Origin of the sequence: Paraburkholderia sp. (genome assembly GCF_036488795.1) — a bacterium.
In the GTDB taxonomy this organism is placed as follows: Bacteria; Pseudomonadota; Gammaproteobacteria; order Burkholderiales; family Burkholderiaceae; genus Paraburkholderia.
This window is the reverse complement of record NZ_DASXHA010000077.1, coordinates 1-11,457: the sequence shown is the minus strand read 5'-3', so window position 1 is coordinate 11,457 and position 11,457 is coordinate 1. Positions and strand designations below refer to the sequence as shown.

Annotated in this window: 9 protein-coding genes and 2 pseudogenes; 3 read left to right on the top strand and 8 right to left on the bottom strand. The window is 63.2% G+C overall.

Going from position 1 to position 11,457, the window contains the following annotated elements; genetic code table 11:
- Positions 1 to 100: 100 nt before the first annotated feature.
- The 3 genes and pseudogenes from VGH41_RS10245 to VGH41_RS10235 form a co-directional block, all read right to left on the bottom strand.
- Positions 101 to 1,759: an intermembrane transport protein PqiB gene (locus VGH41_RS10245; protein ID WP_331597289.1), complete on the bottom strand. Its 1,659-nt coding sequence runs from the start codon at positions 1,757 to 1,759 to the stop codon at positions 101 to 103.
- 166 nt (positions 1,760 to 1,925) lie between these two features.
- Positions 1,926 to 2,540, bottom strand: a pseudogene (locus VGH41_RS10240) (paraquat-inducible protein A); the annotation flags it as partial.
- A gap of 7 nt (positions 2,541 to 2,547) precedes the next feature.
- The gene (locus VGH41_RS10235; protein ID WP_331597288.1) at positions 2,548 to 3,255 is read right to left on the bottom strand and encodes a paraquat-inducible protein A; all 708 of its coding nucleotides are present in this window, start codon (positions 3,253 to 3,255) and stop codon (positions 2,548 to 2,550) included.
- Positions 3,256 to 3,648: 393 nt separating this feature from the next.
- Here VGH41_RS10235 and VGH41_RS10230 point away from each other — a divergent pair, with 393 nt between their 5' ends.
- The 3 genes from VGH41_RS10230 to VGH41_RS10220 all read left to right on the top strand — a co-directional run bounded on the left by VGH41_RS10230 (position 3,649) and on the right by VGH41_RS10220 (position 5,413).
- On the top strand, positions 3,649 to 4,209 hold the full coding sequence (locus tag VGH41_RS10230; RefSeq protein WP_331597287.1) for a cytochrome b: 561 nt from the start codon (positions 3,649 to 3,651) through the stop codon (positions 4,207 to 4,209).
- Between the two features lie 8 nt (positions 4,210 to 4,217).
- Positions 4,218 to 4,781, top strand: coding sequence for a YceI family protein (locus VGH41_RS10225; protein ID WP_331597286.1), 564 nt, complete (start codon positions 4,218 to 4,220; stop codon positions 4,779 to 4,781).
- A gap of 65 nt (positions 4,782 to 4,846) precedes the next feature.
- Complete coding sequence (locus VGH41_RS10220) at positions 4,847 to 5,413, top strand: YceI family protein (RefSeq protein ID WP_331597290.1); 567 nt, start codon at positions 4,847 to 4,849, stop codon at positions 5,411 to 5,413.
- 198 nt (positions 5,414 to 5,611) lie between these two features.
- Here the strand turns inward: VGH41_RS10220 and secF are convergent, their stop codons facing one another.
- The 5 genes and pseudogenes from secF to queA all read right to left on the bottom strand — a co-directional run.
- Complete coding sequence (secF, locus tag VGH41_RS10215; protein WP_331597285.1) at positions 5,612 to 6,562, bottom strand: protein translocase subunit SecF; 951 nt, start codon at positions 6,560 to 6,562, stop codon at positions 5,612 to 5,614.
- Between the two features lie 18 nt (positions 6,563 to 6,580).
- Positions 6,581 to 8,622 (bottom strand): annotated as a pseudogene (secD, locus tag VGH41_RS10210) (protein translocase subunit SecD).
- A 148-nt stretch (positions 8,623 to 8,770) separates the two neighbouring features.
- Positions 8,771 to 9,094 (bottom strand): preprotein translocase subunit YajC, encoded by a 324-nt coding sequence (yajC, locus tag VGH41_RS10205; protein ID WP_331597284.1) that lies wholly within the window; start codon positions 9,092 to 9,094, stop codon positions 8,771 to 8,773.
- Positions 9,095 to 9,333: 239 nt separating this feature from the next.
- A complete protein-coding gene (gene tgt, locus VGH41_RS10200; protein WP_331597283.1) occupies positions 9,334 to 10,530 on the bottom strand; it encodes a tRNA guanosine(34) transglycosylase Tgt in 1,197 nt (398 codons plus the stop codon).
- A 215-nt stretch (positions 10,531 to 10,745) separates the two neighbouring features.
- The coding region (gene queA / locus VGH41_RS10195; protein ID WP_331597282.1) for a tRNA preQ1(34) S-adenosylmethionine ribosyltransferase-isomerase QueA at positions 10,746 to 11,457 on the bottom strand (712 nt) is incomplete at its 5' end.

Below are 11,457 nucleotides of genomic sequence, written 5' to 3'. Positions count from 1 at the left end.
GCCGCGACGGCCAGCAGTCCGGCACATGCACCGGCCAGCGCAGCAGAACGCGCGGCGGTGCTGGCAAGCCCGCGCAGCGGACGGGGGAGCCGGGCAAACATCATGGTTTATCTCCTGGTTTTCCGCGCAACAGCGATTCCGGATGGCGCTCCAGATAATCCGACAGGGCATTGAGCGACTGCAGCGTACGCGTCAGTTCCTGCAGCGCCTGATGAACATCCGACTGCAGCGGCGAATCCTGCTGCAGCGTGGCCTCAGCCGAACCGAAGGTCTGCTTGGCGGCCGCCAGCGTATCGCGGGCTTGCGGCACCACCTCGGTATTCAGACGCGTGAACAGCTGGTCCGCGTTTTTCAGCGAGTTGTTCAGGTTCGTACCAATCTGGTCGAACGGCACCTGATCGAGCTTCTTCGCGATGTCGGCCACCTGCAGTTGCAGTTCGTCGAGCGTGTTCGGGATGGTCGGCAGTTCCAGCGGATCGCTGTTGACATCCACCGTGGCCGGCGCGGCCTTCGGGAAAATGTCGACCGCGACGTACAACTGGCTGGTGATCAGATTGCCGGTGCGCAACTGGCCTCGCAGGCCTTGCTTGACCAGACGCTGCAGCATCTCCTGGCCGGCGACGCTGCCTGGTGCCGGTGCGCTTTCGCGGAAACGCTTGCCGAGGCGGTCGGGGTACAGGTTCATGGCCACCGGCATGGTGAAGCTGCGGGTCTTCGGATCGTAGTCGATACCGATGTTGGTCACCTGGCCCAGCACGATGCCGCGGAAATCGACCGGTGCGCCCACCGACAAACCACGCAGCGACTGGTTGAAGTTCATCACCACACGCAGCGGCACGCCATCCGGCTCGCGCATCGCGTCAGCTTCATCCGAACCGAGCCGGAACGTCATATTGTTGGGCGCCTGCGCACCCACCGGCTGGCCTGGCGGCGACTGGAACGACAGGCCGCCCACCAGCACCGTCGCGAGCGACTGCGTGTTCAGCTTGAAACCGCTCGAATCGAGCCGCAGATCGACGCCGCTTGCATGCCACCAGCGCGAGTTGACGCCGACGTACTGGTCGTACGGCGCCGCGACGAACACCTGCATCGTCACGCCGGTGCCGTCCTTGTCGAGCGAGAAGCCGACCACCTGGCCCACTTGCACGCGACGATAGAAGATGGGCGAGCCGATGTCGATCGAGCCGAGCGAATCGCCGTGCAGCGTAAAGCGGTGGCCCTTCTGGTCGCCGGTAATGGGCGGCGGCGTCTCGAGGCCGACGAAGTTACTTTGCGAGTCGGACGAATGGCCGGCATCCACGCCGATATACGCGCCCGACAGCAAGGTGCCGAGCCCCGTCACGCCGCTTGCGCCGACGCGCGGGCGCACCACCCAGAAGCGCGTGTCCTTGACCGCGAAGTTCTCCGCTTCCTTGGTCAGCTGGACCTGGATCAGCACGTGCGAGAGGTCTTTCGACAGCGTGATGGCTTTCACCAGGCCGATGTCGACGTCCTTGTACTTGACCTGGGTTTTGCCGGGCTCGAGACCTTCGGCATTGTTGAAACTGATGGTGATGTTCGGCCCTTTCTCGGTGACCGACTTGATCACGAGCGCGACGCCGATCAGCGCGGCGATCAACGGGATCACCCAGACGAGCGAAGGCAGCCAGTGGCTGCGCGGCTCGAGCTCGGGGTCGGGGAGATTGGGTGGCAGGTTGGGTCCGTTCGAATCGTTGCGCGGCGCGCTGGGGGCGGGCGTCGGTCCTTGCGGGCTAGTCATGTTTGAGATCCTGAGTGTGTTGGTTGCTGCCTGTCGTACCCGTCGTACCCGTCGTACCTGCCGTGCCTGCACTGCCTGCGGCGTCCAGCGTGTCAGTCGCGCCCGTGGCACGCTTCGTACCTTGCGGGCTCGTGGTCCGTTTTCTTGCGCTGTCCCCAGCGTCCTCGCCGTTCAGCGGGTCCCAGATGAGCCGCGGATCGAACTGCATCGACGCCAGCATGGTGAGAATCACCACCGAGCCGAACGCAATGGCGCCCGGTCCCGCCGTGATGACGGCAAGCGACTTGAAACGCACCAGCGCAACCGTCAGCGTGACCACGAAGACGTCGAGCATCGACCAGCGGCCGATCCGCTCCACCATCCGGTACAGCTTCATGCGCTGCATCGGGCGCCAGCGCGAGCGGCGCTGGGCGGTGGTAGTGAGCAGCACGAGTACGCTGAGCTTGAGCATCGGCACCATGATGCTGGCGATGAACACGATCACCGCGAGCGGCCAGTCGCCCGACGTCCAGAAATACACCACGCCGCTCATGATCGTGTCGTCTTCCGAACCGAGCAGCGAGGCCGTGTGCATGACCGGCAACAGATTCGCCGGAATATACAGCAACGCGGCAGCGATCAATAACGCCCAGGTGCGCATCAGGCTGTCGGGATTGCGCCGGTGCAGCACCGCCCCGCAGCGCGAGCAATGTTGCGCGGTGACCGAACGGATGCGCGGTTCGACGCGGCCGCACGCATGGCAGGAAACGAAGCCCGCGCGCGACGCGGTGACATATTTCATCGTGCGCTTATCCCTGACGCGGCGCGGCGGTTTGGCCAGCCGATGCTGCGGAGACGGCGGCCGCGGCGCTGTCGGCGGCGGTGCGCGGGGTGGGACGCGCGCGCCGCGCGTTCAGCTCGTCGGCAAGATCCCACAGCGTGCGTGCGTCGAAGGTGACGACCACGGCGAACATCAGGGTCAGCGCGCCGAAAGCAAAAAGTGCCGCTTCGGGGATCACCCGGGCAAGGCTGACCATCTTCACGATGGTGATCAGCACGCCGAGCATGAACACTTCGATCATCCCCCAGGGCCGCACGAACTGGATGGTGCGCAGCACCTGGTTGAAACCCGGTGGCACGTAGCCCGCGCGGATGGGCATCAGCACATAGAGCAAAGCCACGAGTTCGGTCAACGGAAACAGCGTGGTGGCACAGAACACCATGACTGCAACGATCTGCATGTCCTCGTTCCATAGCGCAACGAGCGCGCCGAACAAGGTGGTCTGCGTGGTGATGCCGTTGGCGTCCAGTTCGATGATCGGATAGCCCTGTGCGATCAGGAAGGTAAACAGTGCGGCGAGCGTCATTGCCGTGATGCCGTCCAGACGCCGCGACACACTGCTGTAGAGCGTGGCGCCGCAGCGCGGGCAGCGCGCGACCGAACGACGGCCCAGGAGCCGCGGCTTGCGGAAGAGGGCATCGCACTCGTGGCACGCGATCAGGTTGTCATGTTCCATACGGCCGAAGGGCAAAACGACGTGAGCGGGGAGCGTGCAGTGCAGGCTTGCACGGTAAGACGGGCGAAAGCCTGGCAGCAATAGTACCAAAGGCGCCTCGTCGATGCGTTACAGGTCGGGCGCAGCACGCCGGCCGGCCACGCTGCGGACGTACCGGCAGTCTTGCTGATTCAGGTCAGACGATTTCCGTCCCCAATTTGTTTCGCGTCTTGCCGTACGCACGCCTCGCGACTGCGGCCCATCCGCTGCCGTCTTTTTCGGCTTGGAGTAGGATGGCGGCCTTGGCGCACGTCGCGGCTGGCCGACGACGTTTGACGCAGCGGTCCGGGCAGAACACAGAAGGAATAACTGGTCCGCTTGCGCCGTTAACCTTTCAGCTTGCTCGGACCTTTCATGGCACTCAATCCTTCATTCGGCATCCGGGACTCATACACGCGAACGGCCATCGCAATGCACTGGCTGATCGCGCTGCTGATTGTGTGCGGCTTCGCGCTCGGCTGGGTGATGACCGACATTCCAGGCTTTACGCCCACCAAGCTGCGCTATTTTTCCTGGCATAAGTGGATCGGCGTGACGGTGTTCGCTCTCGCGGTGCTGCGCATCCTGTGGCGCGCGACGCACGCCGCACCGCCGTTGCCGCGCCGTATGGCGGCATGGCAACGGGCGGCTGCCCATCTCGTGCATCTGCTGCTGTACGTGCTGATGATTGCGATTCCGGTCTCCGGCTATCTGTACAGCTCCGCGGCCAATGTGCCGGTGGTCTACCTTGGGCTGGTGCCGCTGCCGCGTCTGATCGCGCCGGACCCGGTCCTCAAGGTCGTGCTGAAGAACATTCACATCACCCTCAATTACACGCTGCTGGTGCTGTTCGTGCTGCACGTCGCGGCGGCGCTCAAGCATCAATGGCTGGATCGTGACGGCATGCTTTCGCGCATGCTCCCATTCCTTAAATAAGGACAACCATGAAGGTATCGTTCTATCGCTACATGCTGGCCGCGTTCGCCGCCGCGTCTCTTACCGCGGCGAGCAGCGCGTTCGCTCAGGTCGATGTGGCCAAAAGCTCGATCACGGCGACCTCGAAGCAGATGAACGTGCCGGTCGAAGGCAAGTTCAACAAGTTTAGCGCTCAGGTCAATTTCGACCCGGCGAAAGCTGCCGATGGCAGCGCGCAATTCAACGTCGACATGGCCAGCTACGATCTGGGCGACGACACCTACAATCAGCAGGTGAGCGGTAAAGACTGGTTCGACGCGAAGACCTATCCGCAAGCCACGTTCGTGTCGAGCGCCATTGCGCCGGCGGGCACCAACCAGTACAAGGTGACGGGCAAGCTGACCATCAAGGGCAAGACGCAGACCGTGGTGGTGCCGGTGTCCGTGACGCAGCAGGGTGCCACGCAGGCGTTCGACGGCGCGCTGACCATCAAGCGGTCGCAGTACGATGTCGGCACGGGCGAGTGGAAAGATACGTCCGTCGTGGCCGACGATGTCATCATCAAGTTTCATATCGTCGCTGCACATAAGTGACCGCCTGACCGCACCGCGCAGCCCGTGGTGCGCTTTCCCCAATGGAGGATGACTTGAAAAAGAATCTGTTGATCGCCGCCGGCGCAGTGGCAATGTGCGTGTCGTTCAGCGCCTTTGCGGCTGACACCTACCAGCTCGATCCGACCCACACGTATCCGAGCTTCGAGGCGGATCACCTCAACGGACTGTCGGTATGGCGCGGCAAGTTCACGAAGAGTTCAGGCACGGTGACGCTCGACCGCGCGGCCAAAACCGGCACGGTCGACGTGACGGTCGACCCGGCTTCGATCCAGACCGGTAACGCCAAGCTCGACGAGCATCTGCAATCCGACGCGTTTTTCGACGTCGCCAAATATCCGAGCGTCACGTACAAGGGCACCGACATCAAGTTCGACGGCGACAAGCCGGTGGAAGTGATCGGCAGTCTGACGATGCACGGTGTCACCAAGCCGGTGAACCTGACCATCGAATCATTCAAGTGCATGCAGCACCCCGTGCTCAAACGCGAAGTGTGCGGCGTGGAAGCCAGCGGTCATTTCAGCCGCGCGGACTTCGGCATGGACTTCGGCGCCAAGTACGGCTTCAACATGGACACCAAGCTGCATATCCAGGCTGAAGGCATCAAGCAGTAACCTGGAGTCGCCGGACGCGGCTCGCGCGTTGCTTGCGGCGTGCCGCAGGCCAACGTCTGGTTGAGCTTCGCTTGCTACGCGGTAGTCGTTGCAGTGATGCAGCGCCAGCGACGGTAAACGACAAAGGCCGGTTCGAATGAACCGGCCTTTGTCTTTGCGCTGCCGACGCCTTGCGCGTTGGCTGCCGCGCAGCGTCGATCAGACTTGCGCGCCTGCGTTCGGATCGTTCGGATCGTGGCGTTCCTTCTTGTCCTTCAACAGGTCTTCGCGCTTCACGCCGAGCCACATTGCGAGGGCCGCCGCAACGAACACCGACGAATAGATACCGAACAGGATACCCACCGTCAGCGCCAGCGCGAAGTAGTGCAGCGTGGGGCCGCCGAACAGGAACATCGACAGCACCATCATCTGCGTACAGCCGTGGGTGATGATGGTCCGCGACATCGTGCTGGTGATGGCGTGGTTGATGACTTCGATCACCGTCATCTTGCGTTCGCGGCGGAAGGTCTCGCGAATCCGGTCGAAGATAACCACGGATTCGTTCACCGAATAGCCGAGCACCGCCAGCACCGCGGCCAGCACCGACAGCGAGAACTCCCACTGGAAGAACGCGAAGAAGCCGAGAATGATCACCCCGTCGTGCAGGTTGGCGATCACGCCGGCCACGGCGTATTTCCATTCGAAGCGGAACGACAGGTAGACGACGATGCCGGCCACCACGCAGGCCAGCGCCAGCAGCCCGTTGGTGACGAGTTCCTTGCCGACCTGCGGGCCGACGAACTCGACGCGCTGCAACTGCACCTGGGCGTCTTCAGCTTTCAGCGCGCTCATGACCTGGTCGCTCTGTTGAGCGGAGGTCAGACCGGCCTTGACCGGCAGGCGGATCAGCACGTCGCGCGAGGTGCCGAAGTTCTGCACCTGGGCGTCCGGGTAGCCGAGCTTGCCAAGCGTGCCGCGCACCGGTTCGAGCGGCACGGTGGTCGGATACTGCACTTCGATCACGGTACCGCCGGTGAATTCCACCGACAGATGCAGCCCGCGATGCAGCAGGAAAAACACGGCAGCAATAAACGTCAGCAGCGAGATTGCGTTGAACACCAACGCGCGCTGCATGAGCGGCAAATCTTTGCGAATACGAAAAAATTCCATGGTCTCGTTCTCCGGGACTCAGCGGGATGAACCCGGTTTCTGCGGCGTGTTGCCGGAGCTGTTGCGACGGCGCACCGTCGGCTTGCCGGCGGCGGCGCGCGCCTGGGCGGCGGCCTTCGGCTTGGCGGAGGCGGCGCTGACTGCCCGTGCCGTGTCGGTCGCGGCATCTTCGCTGCCAAGGTAGGCGGCGCCCGCACCCTCGACGGCTGCCGGCTTCCAGACCTGGCCGATGGCCAGCGACTTGAGCTTCTTCTTGCCGCCGTACCAGAGATTCACAAGACCGCGCGAGAAGAACACCGCGGAGAACATGGACGTCAAGATGCCGATACAGTGCACGATCGCGAAGCCGCGCACCGGACCCGAGCCGAAGGCGAGCAGCGCGAGGCCGGCAATCAGCGTCGTCACGTTCGAGTCGAGAATGGTCGCCCATGCATGCGCGTAGCCGTTCTGGATGGCCAGCTGTGCCGGCGCGCCGTTGCGCAGCTCTTCACGCACGCGCTCGTTGATCAGCACGTTCGCGTCAATGGCCATACCGAGCGCCAGCGCGATAGCGGCGATACCCGGCAAGGTCAGGGTGGCCTGCAGCATGGACAGGACCGCGACCAGCAGCAACAGGTTGACCGACAAGCCGATCATCGAGATCACGCCGAACAGCATGTAGTACGCGATCATGAACACGGCAATCGCCGTAAAGCCCCAGATAACCGAGTGGAAGCCCTTCTTGATGTTGTCGGCGCCAAGGCTCGGGCCGATCGTGCGTTCTTCGATGATGTCCATCGGCGCGGCGAGCGAACCGGCGCGCAGCAGCAGCGCGAGGTCGGTGGCGGCTTGCGGGGTCGGCTGTCCCGTGATCTGGAAGCGGTCACCCAGTTCCGACTGGATGGTGGCGACCGTCAGCACCTGGCCCTGCCCTTTTCGAACAGCACCATCGCCATCGGCTTGCCGATGTTGTCGCGCGACACGCTCGCCACCGAGCGGCCGCCGGCCGAGTCGAGACGGATGTTGACCGACGGACGCTGATGTTCGTCAAAGCCCGCGGATGCGTCGATGATGCGGTCGCCGGTGAAGATCACCTGCTTTCTCAGCAGCACCGGCACCTGGTTGCCTTCGGTGAAGAGTTCGTCGCCCGGCGGCACCGGATCGCCCGGATTCGGGTGCAGGTTGTTCGGGTCTGCAAGGCGCGCTTCGAGCGTTGCCGTGCGGCCGATGATGTCCTTCGCCTTCGCGGTGTCCTGCACGCCCGGCAGTTCGACCACGATGCGGTCGGAGCCTTGCTGCTGGATCACCGGTTCGGCCACGCCCAGTTCGTTGACCCGGTTATGCAGCGTCGTGATGTTCTGCTTGAGCGCGGCGTCCTCGACGGTGGTCTGCACCGCCGGCGTGAACTTGCCGACCAGCTGATAGGTGCCGTCCGGCGCCTGCTGGGTAGCCCACTGGAGTTCGCCGATGCTGCGCGAGAGCTGCTTGGCGGCGTTGTCCGCGGTGTCCTTGTCGGCAAAATTGATGGTCACCGACTGGCCGACCCGATTCACGCCACCGTCGCGGATGTTGTTGTCACGCAGCAGCGTGCGCGCGTCCGAAGCGTCCGAGTCGAGCTTCTTGTTCAGCGCGCCGGCCATGTCCACCTGCAGCAGGAAGTGCACACCGCCGCGCAGATCGAGGCCGAGGTACATCGGCAATGCGTGCAGCGCGGTGAGCCAGCGCGGCGACGCGCTTTGCAGGTTCAGCGCGACGACGAAATCCGGATCGCTCGGGTCGCTGTTCAGCGTCTTCGACAGCAGGTCCTTCACGCGCAATTGCGTGTCGGTATCCGGCAGACGCACGCGGATGTTCGCGTTGGTCGACGAGTTGTCGAACGTGACGTCGTCCGGCTTGATCTGATTGGCAGCCAGTGCGGCTTCGATTTGCGCCAGCGTGGACGAATCGAGCTTGACCGTTGCCTTGCCGCTCAACACCTGCACCGCCGGCGCTTCGCCGAAGAAATTGGGCAGCGTGTAGATGAGGCCGATGGCGAGCGCCACGACCATCACGACATATTTCCAGAGGGGGTAACGATTCATGGAGTGGTCCAACGGGAAGGTTGGCTTGGAAGCGATGCGTCCGGCGATGAGCGCGGGAGGCGAAGCGGGCCGCAGTGCCGGGCTGGCAGGTTTGGCATCATGATGGCTTCAGTTCCGCGAGGCCGCGCCGGACGCGAGAGAGCAGGCCTTATAGCGACTTGATCGTGCCCTTCGGGAGAATCGTCGTGACCGATGCTTTTTGCACGGTGATTTCAGTGCCTTCGGCGATTTCGACGCCGACATACGCATCGCTAACCTTGGTCACCTTGCCGACGATGCCGCCGTTCGTGACCACTTCATCACCCTTGGCCATTGCCGCGAGCATGTTGCGATGTTCCTTCTGGCGCTTCATTTGCGGGCGAATCATGATGAAGTACAGCACGCCAAACATCAGGATCAGCGGCAGAAAGCTCATCAGGCTCGATTCTGCACCGCCTGAGCCCTGAGCGAAGGCATTGGAAATGAACGACACGTTGGTCTCTCCGTTATAACAACGATCAAAAAAATCAGCCGATTATTCTACCACCGGTGCTTGCTACGTCGGCAGCGCAAATGGGCTTTCCGATCAAGCTGTTAAAGCTCTTTTGGCTGTCGCGAAAGTTAATTGTAATATTTCGCGCGTTGCGCCGACGGATTGTTCCGGGTAATCCGTCAGCGGGCCGTTTCTGGACGGCTTTGTGCGCGCTTTCAGCGAGTGTTTCCGTGGGCCCGTCAGCCCGACTGCTCGACGCCGCGAGCGCGGTTTTCGTGGAAACGCTTGCGGAACGTCGCGAATTCCTGCGCTTCGATCGATTGGCGGATCTCGCCCATCAGTTCGAGGTAGTAGTGCAGATTGTGGATCGTGTTCAGTTGCGCACCGAGAATCTCGCCGACGCGGTGCAGGTGATGCAGGTAGCCCCGCGTGAAATTGCGGCAGGTGTAGCAGCCGCAGCTTTCGTCGAGCGGGCGCAGCGAGTTCTTGTGAGTCGCATTGCGGATCTTGATGTCGCCAAAGCGCGTGAAGAGCCAGCCGTTGCGCGCGTTGCGAGTGGGCATCACGCAGTCGAACATGTCGACGCCTGCCGCGACGCCCGCCACCAGATCTTCCGGCGTGCCCACGCCCATCAGGTAGTGCGGCTTGTTGGGCGGCAGCTTCGGGCCGATGTGGTTCAGCACGCGCATCATGTCTTCCTTCGGCTCGCCAACCGACAGACCGCCGATCGCGAGGCCGTGGAAGTCCATCTCAGCCAGTCCGGCCAGCGATTCGTCGCGCAGGTCTTCGAACATGCCACCCTGAACGATGCCGAACAGCGCGTTCGGGTTGCCGAGGCCGTTGAATTCGTCGATGGAGCGCTGCGCCCAGCGCATTGACATGCGCATCGAATCCGCGGCTTCCTTGTGCGAAGTGGGCACGTTGTTGGTCGCATACGGCGTGCACTCGTCGAACTGCATGACGACGTCCGAGTTCAGCACCTTCTGGATCTGCATGGACACTTCCGGCGACAGGAAGAGCTTGTCGCCGTTGATGGGCGACGCGAACGTCACGCCATCCTCGGTGATTTTGCGTAGATCACCCAGCGAAAACACCTGAAAACCGCCGGAATCAGTCAGGATGGGCTTGTTCCAGCCCATGAAACGGTGCAGGCCGCCGTGCGCCGCGATCGTCTCCAGCCCCGGGCGCAGCCACAGGTGAAACGTGTTGCCGAGGATGATCTGCGCGTGCATCTCTTCGAGTTCGCGCGGCTGCACCGCCTTCACGGTGCCGTAGGTGCCGACCGGCATGAAGATCGGCGTTTCGACCACGCCGTGGTTGAGCTTCAGCCGGCCGCGGCGCGCCTGGCCGTCGGTGGCGAGCAGTTCGAATTCGAGGCCGTTGGCGGGGCGTTCGGCGCTTGTTGCCTGGGTAGCGGGGGTATGACCTTCGGTCATGGGTAACTCCTGTGCCACCGGAGGACAGTCCGGCGCAAATAAACGCCGCCGGGCAGGCCACGGCGGCTAGGTAAACAATAAAACCTGAAACTGTATGAAGCGCGAAGCGATCGCCGCAGCCAGACTGCCCGCGCGTTCCCGGGTCCGCAGGACCGCCACTCTATCTCATGGCACGACCTGGCGGCCAAGGTGAAAACGCGAATAGCGCGTCAGGCTCAGCCGTCGTTGCGTGTCAGCAGCATCGCGTCGCCATAACTGAAGAACCGGTAACGCTCTTCGATCGCGTGCCGGTAGGCCGCGCGAATCGTTTCGATACCCGCGAACGCCGACACCAGCATCAGCAGCGTCGACTTCGGCAAATGGAAATTGGTCACCAGACGGTCGACCACGCGGAACTTGTAGCCAGGCGTGATGAAGATGTCCGTTTCGGCGCTGGTGGCGGCGAGCGGCCGGCCGGCCGCTTCAGCGTCGCGCGCCGCGGCTTCGAGGGCGCGCATCGACGTCGTGCCCACCGCGATCACGCGATTGCCGCGCGCCCGGGTTTCCGCGATCCGCTCCACCAGCGTCTGCGGCAACTGATACCACTCGCTGTGCATCTTGTGCTCGGCGAGATTCTCGACCCGCACCGGCTGGAAGGTGCCCGCGCCGACGTGCAGCGTGAGCGTCGCACGCTCGACGCCTTTTGCGTCCAGGCGCGCGAAGATCGAATCGTCGAAATGCAGGCCGGCCGTGGGCGCGGCGACGGCGCCGGGATTCTGTGCGTAGACCGTCTGATAGCGCGTTTCATCGAACGCGTCGGGGTCGTGCTCGATATACGGCGGCAACGGCAAGCGGCCGAACTGCTCGATCAGCGTCAGGCAGTCATCGGGAAAATGCAGCGTGTAGAACGGCTCGACGCGTTCGCCGACCGTCACGTCGAACGCGTCG

What these genes read in the sequence shown, in the direction of transcription:
- VGH41_RS10245 (WP_331597289.1), bottom strand. Translation starts at nt 1,759, where the DNA reads ATGACTAGCCCGCAAGGACCGACGCCCGCCCCCAGCGCGCCGCGCAAC.
- VGH41_RS10235 (WP_331597288.1), bottom strand. Translation starts at nt 3,255, where the DNA reads ATGGAACATGACAACCTGATCGCGTGCCACGAGTGCGATGCCCTCTTC.
- VGH41_RS10230 (WP_331597287.1), top strand. Translation starts at nt 3,649, where the DNA reads ATGGCACTCAATCCTTCATTCGGCATCCGGGACTCATACACGCGAACG.
- VGH41_RS10225 (WP_331597286.1), top strand. Translation starts at nt 4,218, where the DNA reads ATGAAGGTATCGTTCTATCGCTACATGCTGGCCGCGTTCGCCGCCGCG.
- secF (WP_331597285.1), bottom strand. Translation starts at nt 6,562, where the DNA reads ATGGAATTTTTTCGTATTCGCAAAGATTTGCCGCTCATGCAGCGCGCG.
- tgt (WP_331597283.1), bottom strand. Translation starts at nt 10,530, where the DNA reads ATGACCGAAGGTCATACCCCCGCTACCCAGGCAACAAGCGCCGAACGC.